Raw genomic sequence first — 19,373 nt, forward strand, 5'->3', positions numbered from 1 at the left:
AGCGACGGGAAGGTGCGTGTTTTCACCATGAGGTGGGGGTATCGCGGCGTAATCATGCCAGAGAGCGAGGGGCAATAAGAGAAAGTAAGCTAATCGTGGCTAACTTTCTTTAGTTTCTTTACGCTCAATGAGCAAGGTGTTAAATTGATCACGTTTCCAGCACTATCTTATCAGTCACTCCTCTAATTCTATTGCTGATGGGTTTGGAACACGGGGTTTTTTCTAGGCACTGGGATAATCAGGCGGACCGTCTTGTACTTCTACATCGAGACTTTGAAGCAGAGACTGGACGCGATCAACCAACTGCGAGTTGACCGCGCTCTGGAAGCAATGAAACCCGCTTTTCAGCAGGTTTATCGCCTTCTGCCCGTATTATTGCACCACCATCATCCGCTCATGCCGGGCTACCTTGAAGGTAAGGTGCCGCACGGTGTGTGCACTTTCACGCCTGATGAAAATCAACAGCGCTACATCGACAGCATTGAACTGCGCTGGGGGGAAATCCCCGCCATCAATTCGCAAGGTGAATTGCCGATCACCGGCGTTTATTCTATGGGTAGCACCTCGTCCATCGGTCAAAGTTGTTCTTCCGATCTGGATATCTGGGTGTGTCACCAATCTTGGTTAGACCACGAAGAGCACCAGCGTTTACAGCAGAAATGTACCCTGCTGGAGCAATGGGCGGCGGCGCAAGGGGTGGACGTCAGCTTCTTCCTGATTGACGAAAACCGTTTTCGTCACAATGAAAGTGGCAGCCTGGGCGGCGAAGATTGCGGTTCGACGCAGCATATCCTGTTACTGGACGAATTTTATCGCACCGCCGTGCGCATGGCCGGTAAACGCCTGCTGTGGCATATGGTGCCTGTTGAAGAAGAAGAGCATTACGATGAATATGTCCTGTCGCTCTATGCACAGGGTGCGCTTGCACCCAACGAGTGGCTGGATCTGGGCGGATTAAGTTCGCTCTCCGCGGAAGAGTATTTCGGTGCCAGCCTGTGGCAACTGTATAAAAGCATCGACTCCCCGTACAAAGCGGTATTGAAGACCCTGCTGCTTGAAGCTTATTCCTGGCAATACCCTGATACGCGTTTGCTGTCGATGGATATCAAAGCCCGGTTGCACAAAGGGGAGATCGTGGCGTTTGGGCTCGATCCCTATTGTATGATGCTGGATCGGGTGACCGAATACCTCACGCAAATTGAAGACCCGACGCGCCTCGATTTAGCGCGGCGTTGTTTTTATCTCAAAGTGTGCGAAAAACTGTCGCGTGAAAAAGCCTGCGTTGGCTGGCGGCGGCAGATCCTAAGCCAACTGGTGCAAGAGTGGGGCTGGAACAGCGAACACCTTGCCATGCTGGATAATCGCGCCAACTGGAAAATCGAGCGCGTGCGTGAAGCGCACAACGAATTGCTCGATGCGATGATGCAAACCTATCGCAACCTGATCCGCTTTGCGCGGCGCAACAACCTGAGCGTGAGCGCCAGCCCGCAGGATATCGGCGTATTGACGCGTAAGCTGTATGCCGCCTTTGAAGCGCTGCCGGGTAAAGTGACGCTGCTCAATCCGCAAATTTCGCCGGACCTGTCCGAAGCGGATCTGACCTTTATCTACGTTCCGGCGGGCCGTGCCAACCGCTCTGGCTGGTATCTGTACAATCAGGCACCGTCTATGGATGCCATCATCAGCCATCAGCCGCTGGAATATAACCGCTACCTGAACAAGCTGGTGGCGTGGGCCTATTTTAACGGGCTGCTGACGCCGAACACACGCTTGCACATCAAAGGCAGCGAGCAGATCGATATTGCTCGTTTGCGCGAATTGGTGGATGACGTCTCTTGCCACTTCCCGCTGCGTTTACCGGCACCCACGCCCAAGGCGTTGTACAGCCCGTGCGAAATTCGGCATCTGGCGATTATCGTCAATCTGGAGCACGACCCAACGGCGGCATTCCGCAATCAGGTGGTGCATTTTGATTTCCGCCATCTGGACGTATTCAGTTTCGGCGAGCAGCAGCAGTGTCTGGTGGGTAGCATTGACCTGCTGTACCGCAATTCGTGGAATGAAGTGCGCACCCTGCATTTCAACGGCGAACAGTCTGTGCTGGAAGCGCTGAAAACCATTTTGGGCAAAATGCATCAGGATGCGGCGCTGCCGGAATCGCTGGAAGTGTTCTGCTACAGCCAACACCTGCGCGGTTTGATTCGCACGCGTGTGCAGCAACTGGTGTCCGAGTGCATTGAATTGCGTCTGTCCAGCACTCGACAAGAGCCGGGCCGTTTCAAAGCGGTAAAAGTGGCAGGGCAGACGTGGGGTCTGTTCTTCGAACGCCTGAGCGTATCAGTGCAGAAGCTGGAAAATGCGGTGGAGTTCTACGGCGCGATTTCCAACAACAAACTGCAAGGGTTGCCCACACAGGTGGAGACCAACCATATCCACCTGCCCGCCGTCATCGACGGCGTGGCGAGCGAAGGGATCATCCAGTTCTTCTTTGAAGATATGCCCGAAGAGCAAGGCTTTAATATCTTTATTCTGGATGAATCGAACCGCGTTGAGGTTTATCACCACTGTGAAGGCAGCAAGGAAGAGCTGGTACGTGACGTGAGCCGTTTTTACTCTTCGTCCCATGACCGCTTTACCTACGGCTCCAGTTTTATCAATTTCAACCTGCCGCAGTTCTACCAGATTGTGCAGTTGGATGGACGGGCGCAGGTGATTCCTTTTCGCAGCACGACGCTATCTCATTTGAACCTATCGTCGGGCAAAGAAAGCGCGTCGCCCGCCATCAAACAGCGGTTGCACATGCTGTAACGCTCAGGTTGTCCTTGGTGGCAACAGAGCGTTTTCCTGAGCTAATCGAAAGAGACGTCCTCACCGGCCTGCGCACTGCATGCCTGCGCCAGCAGCGCAAAAAAAGATTCGCCGCTGCGATCGCAGATCCACTGTTCATCCCGGTAATTAAAGTGATAGCCACCCGCTTTGGTCGCCAACCATACCTGATGCAGTGGTTCCTGGCGGTTGATGACAATCTTGCTGCCGTTTTCGAAACTCAGTGTCATCACGCCGCCGTTGGTTTCGTAATCGATATCGGCATCGCCCTCGAAGTCGTCCAACGCTTCTTCGATCGTCAACATTAACGCATCCGCTAATTGATGAAACTCACTGTCGTTCATTTTCGATTCCTATTGCTTTTCATGATCCACCTGCGATTATAGAGAGCATGCATAGATGATTGACAGGTCTTAATGACATGAAGCAGGTATTTCGTTCATTTTCTCTGGCGCTGATGCTGCTGGGATTGGTGGGTTGCGGGCTAAAAGGGCCGCTTTATATGCCGAACGGTGAACCGACCAACGTTCCAGACGCACAGAAGAATACGCATCAAAAGCCGTCGATGCGTCCGTAACCGGCACGGTTGCATGTTAATCACGGATAACAGGTCACGATAGCAATTACCGCGCCCGGTTACATGAGCGGAGTCAGTATAATGCAGTTCGCTAAAATGCACGGTTTGGGCAATGATTTTATGGTTGTCGATGCCGTTACACAAAATGTCTATTTCTCGCCAGAGTTGATTCGCCGTTTGGCGGATCGCCATCGCGGGGTAGGGTTTGATCAATTGCTGGTGGTAGAGCCGCCCTACGATCCTGAGCTGGATTTTCACTACCGCATTTTCAATGCGGATGGCAGTGAAGTGGCCCAGTGCGGTAACGGCGCGCGCTGTTTCGCCCGTTTTGTGCGTATCAAAGGGCTGACCAACAAGCGCGATATTGCGGTGAGTACCCATACCGGGCGCATGGTGCTCAGCGTCACGGATGATGAGCTGGTGCGGGTGAACATGGGCGAGCCGGATTTTGAACCTCAGCGCGTGCCGTTTCGGGCCGCAAAGGCGGAGAAGACCTATATCCTGCGCGCCAACGATCATACGGTGCTGTGCGGCGTGGTCTCAATGGGCAATCCCCACTGTGTGATTCAGGTTGACGATGTTGATACGGCCAATGTGGAAACGCTAGGCCCGGTACTGGAAAGCCACGAGCGTTTTCCTGAGCGCGTCAACGTCGGGTTTATGCAGATTGTTGACCGTAGCCACATACGCCTGCGGGTCTACGAGCGTGGCGCGGGCGAAACGCAGGCCTGTGGCAGCGGTGCCTGTGCCGCCGTGGCGGTGGGCATTCAGCAAGGGCTATTGGCGGATGAAGTTCGCGTCTCGTTACCGGGGGGCGATCTGGATATCCATTGGAAAGGGGTCGGGCATCCGCTTTATATGACCGGTCCTGCCACCCATGTCTATGATGGATTTATTCATTTATGAAGCAGGTCGAGGAACAGGCAGAACGCCAGAGCGCACTGAGTGACGAACTGATTTTGCAGTTCCTGCAACAGAACCCTGATTTCTTTATCCGCAATGCGCGGCAGGTCGAGCAAATGCACATTCCGCACCCGGTGCGGGGCACGGTCTCGTTGGTTGAATGGCAGTTAGCGCGCCAGCGACACCAGATTGCGCAGTTGGAAGAAGAGATCACCTTGCTGATGGAGCAGGCGCGCGGCAACGAAGTGTTGTTCCGTCGTCTGCTGGAGTTACAGACTGACTTATCAGCGGCTACCGGTCTGCATGACTTGCTTGAACGCCTGCAACGCTGGACACGCCAACAAGGGTTGGTTGGCGCGGATATTCGCCTGTTCAGTGACAAATGGCGCATCAGTGCGCCTTCGCGCTTTACCCATCTGGCGCTGTCGCGTTCGTTGTTTGAACCGCTGCGCATACAACGTCTGCGTAACAGTAACCACTATCTTGGCAGCCTGAATGGGCCGGAACTGCTGTTACTGCTACCACAGGCACGGCAGGTGGGGTCCGTGGCGCTGTCGCTGTTGGGAAAAAACGACTCACTGGGCGTGGTGATTTTCAGCAGCCGCGACAGCCATCACTACCAAGACGGCATGGGTACCGTGCTGTTGCAACACCTAGCCAACCTGCTGCCGGATATGCTGGCGCGCTGGGTCGAACGGGTATGAACGACCCCGCGCTGCCTTCACCCCTGTTGACCTCGGTCGCCGCGTTTTTACGTTATTTAAAAGCGGAACGTCAACTCAGTCCGCTGACGCAGGAAAATTACTGCCGCCAGTTGGGCGCCATTACCGCCATGCTGGATGAAAGGGGCATCACTGATTGGCACATGCTGGATGCGGCGGGGGTGCGCTCAGTAGCCGCGCGCAGCAAACGCGGTGGGTTGCAAGCGGCAAGCCTGGCGCTGCGTCTTTCGGCACTGCGCAGTTTTCTTGATTGGCAGGTGGCGCAAGGGGCGTTAACTGCCAATCCAGCGCGCGGTATTTCTGCACCCAAAGCGGGCCGACATCTGCCGAAAAACATGGACGTGGATGAAGTAAACCGCCTGTTGGAAATCGATCTCAACGATCCGCTTGCGGTGCGCGATCGCGCTATGCTGGAAGTGATGTACGGTGCGGGCTTACGTTTGGCGGAACTGGTCGGCATGGAGTGTCGTCATGTCGATTTGGACGGCGGCGAAGTGTGGGTCGTGGGTAAAGGCAGCAAAGAGCGCAAGCTGCCGTTGGGACGCACAGCCGTGCACTGGCTGCGTGAGTGGCTGGAACGGCGCGAGCTGTTTGGCCCGGAAGATGATGCCATCTTCATTACCCGACAGGGCAAGCGCATTTCGATGCGCAATGTGCAAAAGCGCTTTGCCGAGTGGGGCGTCAAACAGGGTCTGAGCAGCCACGTTCATCCACATAAGCTACGCCACTCTTTTGCCACCCATATGCTGGAATCGAGTGGTGACCTGCGTGCAGTGCAGGAACTGCTGGGGCATGCCAATCTTTCTACCACGCAAATATATACCCATTTGGATTTTCAACATTTGGCAACGGTGTACGATGCTGCACATCCGCGTGCCAAACGAGGGAAGACATGATGCATTTTTACCGTCCACTGGCACCGATTGCCGCCATGACGTTTGATTTAGACGATACGCTGTACGATAACCGTGACGTGATTCAGCGCACTCAACTGGAATCGGTGCGCTTTCTACAAACCTTGCACCCTGCGCTGGGCGCGGTGCAATCGAGCGATTTACAGCGTATTCGCGACGCGCTGCGCGAGCAGGAGCCAGAGATATACCATGATGTCACGGAGTGGCGTCGGCGGGCGGTAGAGCAATTGTTGCTGGAGGCGGGGCTTGATGCACAGACGGCCAGCCACGGTGCCGCGCAGGCGATGGCGAACTTTGCTCACTGGCGCAGCCAGATTACCCCGACGCAAGAAACCCATGATACGTTGCACGCCTTATCCCAGCGCTGGCCGCTGGTGGCTATTACCAATGGCAATGCCGATCCCAGCCGCTTCGGGCTGGATCGCTACTTTCAGTTTATCTTGCGCGCCGGGCCGGACGGCCGTGCCAAACCCTTTGGTGATATGTATCATCGGGCGGCGCAGGCGCTGGGCGTGGCACCGGGGCAGATTCTGCATGTGGGTGACGACTTGACCACCGACGTGGCAGGCGCGGTGCGTAACGGCTTGCAAGCGTGCTGGATTAACCTGCATGCAGGCAACCTGATGAAAATTGACGACGCACGGTTATTGCCGCATGTGGAAATTTCACGGTTGGCATTGCTCACAACGCTGCTATAATTCTGCTAATTTAGCTGTATAAATCACCAGTGAAGTAAGTGCCCCTGGGGTTACTGCTTGTCTGTTAACGGATAACTGTACCGATGGACGTTTCTGAACTTCTTGATGGCCTGAACAATAAACAGCGCGATGTGGTTGCCGCGCCGCGTGGGAATCTTCTGGTACTGGCGGGCGCCGGAAGCGGCAAAACGCGGGTGCTGGTGCATCGTATCGCCTGGTTGACGTCCGTTGAGCAGTGCTCGCCCTATTCCATCATGGCGGTGACGTTTACCAACAAGGCGGCGGCGGAGATGCGCCACCGTATCGAGCATTTGATCGGCACCAGTCAGGGCGGCATGTGGATCGGTACTTTCCACGGTCTGGCGCACCGCCTGTTGCGTGCGCACCATCTCGATGCCGGTTTGCCGCAGGATTTTCAGATTCTGGACAGCGAGGATCAGTTGCGTCTGCTCAAGCGCTTGATTCGGGCGCTGAATCTGGATGATAAACAGTGGCCGGCGCGCCAGGCGATGTGGTACATCAACGGCAAGAAAGACGAAGGTCTGCGCCCGCAGCATATCGAAAGCTATGGCAATCCCGTTGAGCAGACCTGGCTCAAAGTGTATCAAGCCTATCAGGAAGCGTGCGATCGCGCCGGACTGGTCGATTTTGCCGAACTCCTGCTGCGCGCTCACGAACTGTGGCTGAACAAACCTCATATTCTCAGTCACTACCGCGAGCGCTTCACCAATATTTTGGTGGACGAATTTCAGGATACCAACCGTATTCAGTACGCTTGGATCCGCATGCTGGCGGGAGATACTGCCAGCGTGATGATCGTCGGTGATGACGATCAGTCAATTTATGGCTGGCGCGGGGCGCAGGTGGAAAACATCCAGCTGTTTTTAAATGACTTCCCCAAAGCCGAAACCATTCGTCTGGAGCAGAACTATCGCTCTACCGGCAATATTCTTACTGCGGCTAATGCGCTGATTGCGCACAACGGCGGGCGGTTGGGTAAAAACCTGTGGACGGACGATGCGCAGGGGGACCCGATCTCTCTGTACTGTGCGTTTAACGAGCTGGATGAAGCCCGTTTTGTGGTGAATCGCATCAAGGTGTGGCAGGAAAATGGCGGCGCACTCAAGGAAAACGCCATCCTGTATCGCAGCAACGCCCAATCGCGCGTGCTGGAAGAGGCCTTGTTGCAACAGAACATGCCGTACCGGATTTATGGCGGCATGCGCTTCTTCGAGCGTCAGGAAATCAAAGATGCGCTCGCCTATTTGCGCCTGATTGCCAACCGCAATGATGATGCCGCCTTCGAGCGCGTGGTAAATACCCCAACGCGCGGTATCGGCGATCGTACCCTGGACGTGGTGCGTCAGACCGCGCGCGATCGGCAGGTGACGCTGTGGCAATCCAGCCGCGTGCTGTTGCAGGAAAAAGCGCTGGCGGGGCGTGCTGCTTCTGCGTTACAGCGCTTCCTTGAGTTGGTGGAAGCGCTGGCCTATGAAACCGCCGATTTGCCGTTGCACGTGCAGACCGACCGCGCCATCAAAGATTCCGGCCTGTGGCAGATGTACGAGCAGGAAAACGGTGAGAAAGGGCAAGCGCGGGTAGAAAACCTGGAAGAATTGGTGACGGCAACGCGTCAGTTCAGCTATCAGGAAGAGGATATGGACCTGATGCCGTTGCAGGCATTTCTCTCTCACGCGGCATTGGAGGCGGGGGAAGGGCAGGCTGATGCTTATCAGGATGCGGTACAACTGATGACGCTGCACTCCGCGAAAGGGCTGGAGTTTCCTCAGGTGTTTATCGTCGGCATGGAAGAGGGCATGTTCCCGAGCCAGATGTCGCTGGATGAGGGTGGGCGTCTCGAAGAAGAGCGCCGTTTGGCCTATGTTGGCGTGACGCGCGCCATGCAGAAGCTCACCCTGACCTATGCTGAAAGCCGACGGCTGTACGGCAAGGAGACCTATCATCGCCCATCGCGTTTTGTGGGTGAACTGCCTGTCGAGTGCGTGGAGGAAGTGCGTCTGCGTGCCAGCGTGTCTCGTCCCGTCAATCACCAGCGCTTGGGTACGCCGATTAGCCAAAGTGACAGTGGCTATGCGTTGGGCCAGCGGGTGCGCCACGACAAATTTGGCGAAGGGACCATCATCAATCTGGAAGGCAGCGGTGAGCATTGCCGTTTACAGGTCGCTTTTCAGGGACAAGGTATCAAGTGGCTGGTCGCCGCCTATGCGCGGTTGGAGACGGTATAACACGGGCATCAACGCTGTCGCGTTTTACAGAAAAGGAGATCAACCGGGATGACGTTAGACGAAATAATCACCGCCCTGCGTGGCAAGAAATGGGTCGACCTGACGCACAGCGTAACAGAATCAATCCCTATCTTTAGCGCGTTTCCCGGTGTGCAGCGCAACACGCTGTATACGGTTGAGCAGGATGGTTTTTTTGCCCAACAGCTCACCTTTGTAACCCAAACGGGCACGCACATTGATGCCCCTGCGCATTTTTCTTTGGGCAAACGCTGTCTGGAGGGCCTTGCCAACAAGGAACTGTTGCTGCCGTTACGCGTGATCCACAGGCAGGAGGCGGTGGATCAGGATGCCGACTACCGTCTTAGCGTGCAGGACATTGTGGATTTCGAGCAACAATACGGTGAGATCCCTGCGGGTTGCTTTGTGGCGTTTGCCAGCGGTTGGAGCACGCGCTGGCCGGATTCGCAGGCTTTTGCCAACAACGATGCCGAAGGTAATAGCCACACGCCGGGCTGGTCCATCGAGGCATTGCGCTTTTTGTTTGAACAGCGCCAGATTGCCGCCGTCGGCCATGAAACGCTGGACACGGATGCCGCCGTGGATTTTCGTCGCAACAATGGGCTGATTGGCGAATTCTATGTGCTCGATCGCGATGCCTGGCAGGTCGAGGTGATGAACAACCTGGATCAGGTGCCTGCGGTCGGGGCGTATCTTCAGGTCAGCTTTCCCAATTTTGCCGGTGCGCCGGGCTTTCCGGTACGGGCGATTGCCTATTTGCCTGACGACGAGTGCTAAACGGCATGGCGGCGGCGTGGGAAAGCCCCTTCGCCGCACCGGCTTATCGTTTGACGCAGAATTGAACAATTCGTGCATCTTTTAACTGTCACAGTTTAAAAGTTGACAGGCTTTTTCATCTCGGCGTAACATGCGCCCATCATTATTCCCGGAGGGCCCCGCCTTGGACACACCCAGTCGATACTGGCTCATTAATCAATTGATTACTAACCATTTCTAAGGCTTCCCGCTGTTGTATCGGTAGCCCTGGTGGTTATCGGTGATGTTGTATCCCTCCGTCATCAAATTGAGTCAGCACCGTCGATTCGAAACCTGTTGGTGCCTTGTCATCACCGTTTCTGTGCTTCAACGCGTCCGTCTTTCTCTGTTATCGCACTAGGAGCACATGGCCTATGCTGAGCGCATTTAAACTGGATAACTGCCGTTTATCCCGTCTGGAACTGGACGACACCGATGATATCGCCGCCTCCGTGTGGGTGGATTTGGTCGAGCCTGAAGATGAAGAGCGTGAGCTGGTGCAAAGCCGGTTGGGGCAGAGCCTGGCAACACGCCCTGAACTGGAAGATATCGAAGCATCGGCTCGTTTCTTCGAAGACGAAGACGGCCTGCATATCCACTCCTTTTTCTTCTTCGAAGACGCGGACGATCACGCTGGAAACTCCACCGTGGCATTCACCATTCGCGATGGGCGTTTGTATACGCTGCGTGAGCGCGAGTTACCGGCCTTTCGTCTGTATCGGATGCGTGCGCGCAATCAGACGCTGGTAGACGGTAACGCCTACGAACTGTTGCTCGATCTGTTTGAAACCAAGATTGAACAGCTGGCCGATGAAATCGAAAACATCTATAGCGATCTGGAATCGCTCAGCCGTGTCATCATGGAAGGGCGTCAGGGCGAAGAGTACGACGAGGCGCTTTCGACGTTGGCGGAATTAGAGGACGTGGGTTGGAAGGTGCGCCTGTGTTTGATGGATACCCAGCGTGCGTTGAATTTTCTGGTGCGCCGCGCGCGCTTGCCGAGCGGGCAACTGGAACAGGCGCGCGAGATCCTGCGCGATATCGAATCCCTGTTGCCGCACAATGAATCCCTGTTTCAGAAGGTCAACTTCCTGATGCAGGCGGCGATGGGCTTTATCAATATTGAGCAGAGCCGTATTATCAAGATCTTCTCGGTGGTTTCCGTGGTGTTCCTGCCGCCGACGCTGGTGGCGTCCAGCTACGGGATGAACTTTGAGTTTATGCCGGAACTGCACTGGTCGTTTGGTTATCCGGGGGCTATCGTGCTGATGATCCTGGCTGGATTGGCTCCGTACCTCTACTTCAAGCGCAAAAACTGGCTGTAACCCTAGCACTGTGCTTCCCGGCGTACGCCGGGAACGTGCCCATTTTCGGCTTCTACGATCATTTACATATTCACCTGCCCCTCCTTCTGTTTAGAATGAAACCTCTACAGGTTTTGTCATATCAGGTTGTCGCTATGGGAAGGGTTTCGCCCTTGGCGCAGTGGGGAGTGCTGCTGGTTGCTTCTCTGCTGCTGGGGTTGGTATTGCAGTGGTTCCATGTTCCGGCCGCGTTTCTGTTAGGGCCGATGATGGTCGGTGTTGTCATGGGTCTGAAAGGGGCGACGATCCGCATGCCTCCTGCGTATTTTTGGGCCGCTAATGCCATCCTTGGCTGTCTGGTGGCGCAGAGCCTTTCCCTGTCTATCTTGAGTCCGCTGTTGCAGGAATGGCCGCTCGTGTTGGGCATTCTGGTGGCGACCCTTGCCGCCAGCGGCTTTTCGGGTTGGTTGCTGGTCAAATTCAGCGCCTTGCCCGGCACCACCGGGGCTTGGGGCGCGTCGCCGGGTGGTGCTTCGGCCATGGTCGCTATGTCGAGCGAATTTGGTGCCGATGTGCGTCTGGTGGCGTTTATGCAATACCTGCGTGTGCTGATGGTGACGGCGGCGGCCGCCTTTGTGGCGCGTTTGAGCCTTGGCGAAACGGCAGCGCATAACACCGCCGCGCTGATCTGGTTTCCTGTTCTCGACTGGCGTTTTTTTGCCACTCTCGGTGTGGCATGCTGCGGCGTGTTGCTGGGGCGCTGGCTGCGCCTGCCGTCCGGCGCACTGCTGGGGCCGATGATCCTCGGTGCCGCGTTACACTCGACGGGCACGCTGACGCTGCAAACACCAGAGTGGATACTGTCATTAGCTTATGCATTTATCGGTTGGAGTGTAGGCTTAAGCTTTACCCGCCCGATCTTCCTGCTGGCGATTCGCACCTTGCCGCAGATGATGGCCTGTATCATCGGTCTGATGGTGTTGTGCGGAGGGATGGCTTACGGTGTAACGCTGTTGCTACCGGTGGATATGCTTACCGCCTATCTGGCGACCAGCCCCGGCGGGCTGGACTCCATTGCCGTTATCGCGGCGGGCAGTAACGTTGACATGGCGTTTGTGATTGCGATGCAAACGCTGCGGCTGTTTTCGACGTTGCTGTTTAGCCCCGTGTTGTCACGTTACATCTCACGCCACACGGCGCTGAACGCGACGTAATTTCTGTTGGGCGATGAGGGCGTCAATGATAAACAGCGCCAGCGCCGCCCAGATAAAGCCAAAGGCCACCATTTTATCGCTGCCGAGCGGTTCGCCATACAGCGTGACGGCGATAATAAACATCAGCGTTGGGCCGAGGTACTGGAAGAACCCAAGCGTAGACAAGCGCATTCTCACCGCAGCGGCGGTGAAAAACAGCAGCGGCACGGTGGTCACGATGCCTGCGCTGACCAACAGCAGATTGAGCGTGGTATTGTTATTGCCAAGGTGGCTGCTCGGGGTATCGGCGATAAAAAACAGATAGATAATTGCCGCAGGCAGCAGCCACAGGGTTTCAATCAGCATGCCGGTCTGACCGTCGACGCCGAGTTTCTTGCGCAACAGGCCATAGATCGCGAAGCTAAAGGCCAGCGCCAGCGCAATCACCGGCACTGAACCAAACTGCCAGAGCTGAATCAACACGCCGCTGAACGCCAACAGTACCGCACACCATTGCAGGCGGCGAAAACGCTCGCCGAGAAAAATCATTCCCAGCATCACGTTAACCAGTGGGTTGATAAAATAGCCCAGGCTGGCTTCCAGAATGTGATTATGGTTTACCGCCCAAATGTAGAGCAGCCAGTTGCCGCCCACTAGCACGGCGGTCAGTGCCAGCATCAGCAGCGTTTTGGGGGATCCCATGACGTGCTGTACCTGACGCCATTTGCGGCTGACGCTCACCAAAACCAGCATGAAGAGAAACGACCAGATAATCCGGTGTGTAAGAATTTCTGTGGCAGGCACCGCGCCAATCAGCTTGAAATAGACGGGTGCGATGCCCCAAATGAAATAGGCACCAAGGGCGAATAACACACCCTGGCGTGATTGCTGTTCATTCATGTGGAAGGCTTACTCAACGGACTGAAGAGGGAGTACTGTACGCGAAACCGCAGTGACTTTCATCTTCTCCTCCCGTTTTGGTGCTTCGTTTCGGTAAATGCTGATTTCTCGTTGTTATATATCGTAATCCTGCGAATCATTCGCCGTTATCCGACGATATAGGTGGCGGTAGCGGTGGCGATATGCACCTGTGCCTCGTTGTGCAACTCGGCGCGTGCCACGGCAATTTTATTGCCGCCACGCAGCAGCGTGCTGGTCAGCGTAAAGTGCTCGCCGCGGCCCGGACGCAGATAGTCCACACGCAGATCGATGGTGCCCATGCGTGCCAGTCGCTGGTGAAATTCCTGAACGCTGATGCCGTTGTGCCGTAACAGCGCGCTGCCGACGCAAACCAGCCCAGCGGCCACATCCAGCCCAGCGGCAATCACACCGCCGTGGAGAATTTTTTGCAACGCATTGCCCACCAACCGTTCCTGACGATCAAACACCAAGATGGCATGGTCGGCTTCAAACTCACGCAGTTCAAGCCCCAGCTCCCGATTGAAGGGCATCTGGTAGATGAAAATATCGCTGACGCGCTGGCGCACGCTCTCCTGCGGCAGCATGGCATCAGGGGGAAGTGTGTCATCCTGCTGGACAAGCGGTAGTGACATAGCGGGCGGCCCTCAGTAACGTTCGGAACAGAGAATAAGGATAGTTTAACGTTAAATTTTTGTTTGTTTTATGAGGCGTTTCTGTTTCTTTTAAGAAAAGCATGAATAAGTAGGAAGTGGATGATTCAAGTACAGATTATGTAGCTAGAATAATAACGAGCAGGTATATCATTTTTCCTTACGTTCATGTTGGTCGGAGATACCGTATGCGCAAAATTGCGGGCGTAGTGGCGCTCTTGTTGGCGGCACAAGTTCAGGCAGAAGAAGCGAAAGTTCAGGTTATACACGACAATCCCGCAGTGCGTGGCAGCATTATTGCGGCGTTGCTACAAGACCATGATAGCCCCTTTATCCTTTACCCTTATGAAAGCAACTATCTGCTTTATACCTACACCACCAACATCAATAAGCAAGCGATCGCCAGTTACGACTGGGCCAAGGAAGCGCGTAAAGATGAAGTGAATTTCCAGTTGAGTCTGGCCTTCCCCATCTGGCGCGGCATCATGGGCGACAATTCATTGTTGGGAGTTTCTTATACCCAGCAATCTTGGTGGCAGATGTCAAATGCCGATGAATCCTCACCGTTTCGTGAAACCAACTATGAACCGCAGGTATTTCTTGGCTGGGCAACGGATTACAGCCTGGGCGGATGGACATTGCGCGATGTGGAAGTGGGGCTGAATCACCAGTCCAACGGCAAGGCCGATCCAACCTCGCGCAGTTGGGATCGCGCCTATATGCGCCTGATGGCGCAAAACGGTAACTGGAAGGTGGATCTCAAACCTTGGTTCCTGATCCCGGATCGCAAGGATGACAACCCGGATATCACCAAATATCTGGGGTATTATCGGGTTCGTGTCGGTTACGTCTGGGGTGACAGCATTTTCAGCGTAGCAGGGCATTACAACTGGAACAGCGGTTACGGTAATGCAGAGCTGGGGTGGAGTTACCCGATAACCAAGCATGTGCGCTTCTATACCAAGGTGTTTAGCGGCTACGGCGAGTCAATGATCGACTATAACCATCGGCAGACGCGTTACGGTGTCGGTGTGATGCTGAACGATATCTTTTGAGGCGCGTTTTCAGAAACAATAATTCTCGTGGTCAAAAGATTGCAGTTTTTATCACAGGCGCTGAAAATAGCGCCTGTTTGATTTTATCGGCCACGGGCTGATGTGATGCAAAGAGGATCGGGGAACGCGTGTCTACGGCGGAAGTGTTAAATAAGGAAGCGTTAGCGGCTCAGGTTCTGCGCGATACGTTCGGTTACCAGCAATTCCGTCCCGGTCAGGATGCGGTCATTCAGGCGGCGGTCAACGGTCAGGATTGTCTGGTGATCATGCCGACCGGGGGCGGGAAATCGCTGTGCTACCAGATCCCCGCATTGGTGCTGGATGGCCTGACGCTGGTGGTGTCTCCGCTGATCTCTTTGATGAAAGACCAGGTGGATCAGCTTCTTGCCTACGGTGTGACGGCAGCCTGCCTGAATTCGACCCAAACGCGTGAGCAGCAGTGGGACGTGATGACCCGCTGTCGCAGCGGAGACATCAAGCTGCTGTATATTGCGCCAGAGCGTTTAACCACGGACAGCTTCTTTGACCAGTTAATACAGTGGAATCCGGCGCTGATTGCCATCGACGAAGCGCACTGTATCTCTCAGTGGGGGCATGATTTCCGCCCAGAATACCGCGCCCTTGGACAAATCAAGCAGCGTTTCCCCTCGCTGCCAGTGGTTGCCTTGACGGCCACCGCCGACGACGCGACGCGCAGTGATATTGTGCGCCTGCTCGATCTGCGCGAGCCGCATATTCATCTGAGCAGCTTCGACAGGCCCAATATCCGCTACACGCTGGTGGAGAAATTCAAACCGCTCGATCAACTGTGGATGTTTGTGCAGGGCCAGCGCGGTAAAAGCGGCATTATTTACTGTAACAGCCGGGCGAAGGTTGAGGATATCAGCGCGCGTTTGCAAAACCGTGGTCTCAGCGTGGCGGCCTATCATGCCGGTTTGGACAACGAACGGCGCGCGCAGGTACAAGAAGCGTTCCTGCGTGACGATTTGCAGGTGGTGGTAGCTACCGTCGCCTTTGGTATGGGTATCAACAAGCCCAACGTGCGCTTTGTGGTGCACTTTGATATTCCGCGCACCATCGAGTCCTACTATCAGGAGACCGGGCGTGCTGGGCGTGATGGCCTGCCTGCTGAAGCGGCGCTGTTTTACGATCCGGCGGACATGGCGTGGTTGCGACGTTGCCTGGAGGAAAAACCGCCCGGCCCGCAGCAAGAAATTGAACGACACAAGTTGAACGCGATGGGAGCGTTCGCGGAGGCGCAAACCTGTCGTCGTCTGGTGCTGCTTAACTATTTTGGTGAGGGGCGGCATGCCCCTTGCGGTAACTGTGATATCTGCCTCGATCCGCCTAAGCGCTATGATGGCCTGGTGGATGCGCAAAAGGCGCTCTCCTGCGTCTATCGGGTGGGGCAGCGCTTCGGCCTGGGCTATGTGGTGGAAGTGCTGCGCGGTGCCAATAACCAGCGTATTCGCGAATGGGGGCACGACAAGCTGCCGGTGTATGGCATTGGCCGTGAGCAATCCCACGAGCATTGGGTCAGCGTGCTGCGTCAACTGATTCACTTGGGGTTCCTCACGCAAAATATTGCCTTGCACTCCGCGGTACAACTCACCGAATCGGCTCGTCCGGTGCTGCGCGGTGAGATACCGTTGCAGTTGGCGGTGCCGCGCGTGGTTAACCTGAAGCCGAAAGCGAACCAGAAATCGTACACCGGGCTTTACGATCGCAAGCTGTTTGCCAAACTGCGCAAATTACGCAAAGCCATTGCTGATGAGGGCGATATTCCGCCTTATGTGGTGTTCAGTGATGCCACGCTGCTGGAAATGGCCGATCGCTTGCCAGTGACGGCCAGCGAATTGTTGACGATTAACGGCGTCGGGCAGCGTAAACTGGAGCGATTCGGTACACCCTTTATGTCGCTGATCCGTGAGCATCTGGACGACGGTGACGATGTGCGCTGATCGGCCTTGAACTTTTAGACTCTGTGGTAAAAAAGGAAAATATCATGATGTTGTTTTTGACCGTGGCGATGGTGCACTTTGTGGCATTGATGAGCCCGGGGCCGGATTTCTTTTTTGTTTCCCAGACGGCGGCAAGTCGCTCGCGCAAAGAAGCTATGATGGGCGTGCTGGGGATTTCTCTGGGTGTCATGGTGTGGGCGGCCATTGCGTTGATGGGGTTGCACCTGTTACTGCAAAAAATGGCATGGTTGCACGATGCCATTACCATTGGCGGTGGATTGTATCTGTGCTGGATGGGCTGGCATATGTTGCGCGCAGCGCGTCGCAAAGGGGAACAGCAAACGGTTGAAACTGTAGAATTGCCGTCGAAAGGGAAAACCTTTATGCGCGGTCTGCTGACCAACCTGGCTAACCCGAAAGCGCTGATCTATTTCGGCAGCGTGTTCTCCCTGTTTGTGGGCGACAGCGTTGGCACCGGTGAGCGCTGGGGACTGTTTGCCTTGATCTCACTGGAAACATTGCTGTGGTTTAGCCTGGTGGCGATGGTGTTTGCCTTGCCGGCGATGCGTCGCGGCTATCAGCGTTTGGCTAAATGGATCGATGGTCTGGCAGGGGTGCTGTTTACTGGCTTTGGGCTGCATCTGATTATTTCGCGCTAAGCGAGCGTGGCGTAGCATTCCCGCTTTTTATTCTCGCCGCCGGTTGGCGGCGAGTGACCGATTACACCTTACGCGCCGTTGCCAGTAGCGCGCCGACCAGCATAAATAATGAGCCAAACAGCCGATTGAGCAGGCGGATTTGGCGCGGCCCTTTCAGCCATACCGCAATGCGGGTGGCGAGCGTGGCGTAACCGATCATCACCACGATATCGACGGCTACGGTGGTCACCCCTAAAATCAGATACTGAGCGACCTGCGGCTGGTGCGGCACGATAAACTGTGGGAACAGCGCCGCCAGAAAAACGATGCTTTTCGGGTTGGTCAGGTTGACCAGAACGGCACGACGAAACAGCTGGCGGCGTGGTAGGGTGCCCGCCAGCGCATGCAGATCGAGTGAGCCCGCAGCGCGCCACTGTTGGATGCCGAGCCAGATCAGATAAGCGGCACCGAGCCATTTCAGAATGTCAAAAGCCAGCAGCGATTGCGATAGCAGCGCACCAAGGCCGATACCCACCAAGACGATATGGATAGCCAGCCCGAGTTGCAGCCCGGCGATGGATGCCGCGGCACCGCGATAGCCGTGACTGATGGCGGTGCTCATGGTGTTAATCGCCCCGGACCCCGGAGAAAGGCTGAGAATCAGCGTTGTGAGAAGATAGGTTAACCACCAGTCGAGGGTCATAGCTGCTTCCTGATTGCATGTTGTTGCATTGGTATGGTTTGCGATCGCCGCAACGGATAATGAAGGCGTTACCGATGCGTTACGTGGTTAAACATTGCGACCGAATGTGCCACAATACGCCATTGCTGATTGTTGTGCCAGCGATCACAAAACTCTCTGGTAGTCCCCGCGTGGCAGGGGGCTAGCGCGGTGCCGTGCAGCAAGGAGAAACGTGATGTCACCCGAAATTTCCAGCCTATTATTAAGAGAAAAACAGTTTTCTGCCTTTGTCACCGGGGCGCTGTTGGATTTCTGGCGTCAGCGCGAAGAGGGGGAATTTCCCGGCGTTGACGGTGTGCCGATCCGCTTTGTGCGATTTACCGCGCCACAGCACACGCGTTTGGTGGTGGTGTTTCCCGGCCGTATCGAAAGCTATGTAAAGTATGGTGAAGTCGCCTACGATTTGTTCCAGGCGGGTTATGATGTGCTGATCATGGATCATCGCGGCCAAGGGCGCTCCGGGCGAATGCTGGAAGACGGTAATCGTGGCCATGTGGTACGCTTTGGTGACTATGTCGACGACGTTGAGCAATTCTGGTTGCACCACGTGGATGCGGTGAAAACGGCCGATCCCTTGCGCTACCAGCGCTGTTTTGCGCTCGCCCACTCGATGGGCGGCGCGATCCTGGGGCATTTTTTGGCACGTCGGCCGGATGCATTTGATGCCGTGGCGCTGTGCGCGCCCATGTGTGGCATTAAATTGCCGATGCCGGGCTGGCTGGCCTCACGCATTGTTGCCTGGGCGGAACTGCACCCGCGCATTCGCGATTATTATGCTATCGGCACCGGACAATGGCGCCCGCTGCCCTATTTGATCAACGTATTAACGCACAGCCGTGAGCGTTATCGCCGCAGCGTGAGTGCCTATGCCGATGAACCCGGCCTGCGCGTTGGTGGCCCGACCTATCATTGGATGCGGGAATCGATGGCCGCCGGGCGTGAACTGATGGCATTGGCGGCACACATTACCACCCCCTTGCTGTTGCTCCAGGCGCAGGAAGATATCGTGGTGGATAATCACAGTCAGGATGCGTTCTGTCAGGCGTTGGCTGAGGCCGGACACCCCTGCGTGGGCGGCACTCCGGTGGTGATTGCGGGTGCCCGCCATGAACTGTTATTCGAAGAAGATGGGATTCGATCGCAGGTGTTTACTCATATTTTCAACCATTTTGCACAATATCCGTAAATGTTGCGGCCAACGCCGCGCCAT

18 protein-coding genes are annotated in these 19,373 nt (G+C 55.5%); 14 read left to right on the forward strand and 4 right to left on the reverse strand.

Features of this window, described 5'->3' with window-relative positions; translation table 11 throughout:
• Nucleotides 1-252: 252 nt before the first annotated feature.
• Nucleotides 253-2,808 carry a class I adenylate cyclase gene (locus J5224_RS08125; protein ID WP_264624876.1) on the forward strand — a complete coding sequence of 852 codons (2,556 nt, stop codon included), beginning with the start codon at nucleotides 253-255 and terminating at the stop codon, nucleotides 2,806-2,808.
• Nucleotides 2,809-2,849: 41 nt separating this feature from the next.
• Here the strand turns inward: J5224_RS08125 and cyaY are convergent, their stop codons facing one another.
• Complete coding sequence (gene cyaY / locus J5224_RS08130; protein ID WP_264624877.1) at nucleotides 2,850-3,170, reverse strand: iron donor protein CyaY; 321 nt, start codon at nucleotides 3,168-3,170, stop codon at nucleotides 2,850-2,852.
• Between the two features lie 77 nt (nucleotides 3,171-3,247).
• On the opposite strand from cyaY, the gene lptM reads away from it, so the two are divergent.
• From lptM to J5224_RS08175, 9 genes are all read left to right on the forward strand, one after another.
• Complete coding sequence (gene lptM / locus J5224_RS08135) at nucleotides 3,248-3,403, forward strand: LPS translocon maturation chaperone LptM (RefSeq protein WP_319802423.1); 156 nt, start codon at nucleotides 3,248-3,250, stop codon at nucleotides 3,401-3,403.
• A gap of 81 nt (nucleotides 3,404-3,484) precedes the next feature.
• On the forward strand, nucleotides 3,485-4,309 hold the full coding sequence (dapF, locus tag J5224_RS08140; RefSeq protein ID WP_264624879.1) for a diaminopimelate epimerase: 825 nt from the start codon (nucleotides 3,485-3,487) through the stop codon (nucleotides 4,307-4,309).
• Entirely contained in the window at nucleotides 4,306-5,010 is a 705-nt protein-coding gene (locus tag J5224_RS08145; protein ID WP_264624880.1) for a DUF484 domain-containing protein, read from the forward strand. Before dapF ends, J5224_RS08145 begins: the two co-directional genes overlap by 4 nt.
• Entirely contained in the window at nucleotides 5,007-5,924 is a 918-nt protein-coding gene (xerC, locus tag J5224_RS08150; protein ID WP_264624881.1) for a tyrosine recombinase XerC, read from the forward strand. The genes J5224_RS08145 and xerC overlap by 4 nt, the downstream gene beginning before the upstream one ends.
• A complete protein-coding gene (gene yigB, locus J5224_RS08155) occupies nucleotides 5,924-6,640 on the forward strand; it encodes a 5-amino-6-(5-phospho-D-ribitylamino)uracil phosphatase YigB (RefSeq protein ID WP_264624917.1) in 717 nt (238 codons plus the stop codon). Before xerC ends, yigB begins: the two co-directional genes overlap by 1 nt.
• Nucleotides 6,641-6,723: 83 nt before the next feature.
• Nucleotides 6,724-8,886, forward strand: coding sequence for a DNA helicase II (gene uvrD, locus J5224_RS08160; RefSeq protein ID WP_264624882.1), 2,163 nt, complete (start codon nucleotides 6,724-6,726; stop codon nucleotides 8,884-8,886).
• Between the two features lie 48 nt (nucleotides 8,887-8,934).
• Nucleotides 8,935-9,681, forward strand: coding sequence for a cyclase family protein (locus J5224_RS08165; RefSeq protein WP_264624883.1), 747 nt, complete (start codon nucleotides 8,935-8,937; stop codon nucleotides 9,679-9,681).
• 392 nt (nucleotides 9,682-10,073) lie between these two features.
• Nucleotides 10,074-11,024, forward strand: coding sequence for a magnesium/cobalt transporter CorA (gene corA, locus J5224_RS08170; protein WP_264624884.1), 951 nt, complete (start codon nucleotides 10,074-10,076; stop codon nucleotides 11,022-11,024).
• 134 nt (nucleotides 11,025-11,158) lie between these two features.
• A complete protein-coding gene (locus tag J5224_RS08175; RefSeq protein ID WP_264624885.1) occupies nucleotides 11,159-12,217 on the forward strand; it encodes an AbrB family transcriptional regulator in 1,059 nt (352 codons plus the stop codon).
• Here the strand turns inward: J5224_RS08175 and rarD are convergent.
• Both rarD and J5224_RS08185 read right to left on the reverse strand, forming a co-directional pair.
• Nucleotides 12,188-13,096: an EamA family transporter RarD gene (gene rarD, locus J5224_RS08180; protein WP_264624886.1), complete on the reverse strand. Its 909-nt coding sequence runs from the start codon at nucleotides 13,094-13,096 to the stop codon at nucleotides 12,188-12,190. The two genes, J5224_RS08175 and rarD, sit on opposite strands and share 30 nt — an antisense overlap.
• Nucleotides 13,097-13,242: 146 nt before the next feature.
• Entirely contained in the window at nucleotides 13,243-13,749 is a 507-nt protein-coding gene (locus J5224_RS08185; protein WP_319802424.1) for a thioesterase family protein, read from the reverse strand.
• Nucleotides 13,750-13,955: 206 nt separating this feature from the next.
• Between J5224_RS08185 and pldA the strand changes: the two genes are divergently transcribed.
• From pldA to rhtC, 3 genes are all read left to right on the forward strand, one after another.
• A complete protein-coding gene (gene pldA, locus J5224_RS08190; RefSeq protein WP_264624887.1) occupies nucleotides 13,956-14,822 on the forward strand; it encodes a phospholipase A in 867 nt (288 codons plus the stop codon).
• Nucleotides 14,823-14,950: 128 nt separating this feature from the next.
• On the forward strand, nucleotides 14,951-16,783 hold the full coding sequence (gene recQ / locus J5224_RS08195) for an ATP-dependent DNA helicase RecQ (protein WP_264624888.1): 1,833 nt from the start codon (nucleotides 14,951-14,953) through the stop codon (nucleotides 16,781-16,783).
• 41 nt (nucleotides 16,784-16,824) lie between these two features.
• The gene (gene rhtC / locus J5224_RS08200) at nucleotides 16,825-17,442 is read left to right on the forward strand and encodes a threonine export protein RhtC (protein WP_264624919.1); all 618 of its coding nucleotides are present in this window, start codon (nucleotides 16,825-16,827) and stop codon (nucleotides 17,440-17,442) included.
• 61 nt (nucleotides 17,443-17,503) lie between these two features.
• Here rhtC and rhtB read toward each other — a convergent pair whose 3' ends face one another.
• Nucleotides 17,504-18,124 carry a homoserine/homoserine lactone efflux protein gene (gene rhtB / locus J5224_RS08205; RefSeq protein ID WP_264624889.1) on the reverse strand — a complete coding sequence of 207 codons (621 nt, stop codon included), beginning with the start codon at nucleotides 18,122-18,124 and terminating at the stop codon, nucleotides 17,504-17,506.
• A gap of 214 nt (nucleotides 18,125-18,338) precedes the next feature.
• Here rhtB and pldB point away from each other — a divergent pair, with 214 nt between their 5' ends.
• Nucleotides 18,339-19,349 (forward strand): lysophospholipase L2, encoded by a 1,011-nt coding sequence (gene pldB / locus J5224_RS08210; protein ID WP_264624890.1) that lies wholly within the window; start codon nucleotides 18,339-18,341, stop codon nucleotides 19,347-19,349.
• Nucleotides 19,350-19,373: the final 24 nt, after the last annotated feature.

It is taken from the genome of Candidatus Symbiopectobacterium sp. NZEC135 (assembly GCF_025962695.1).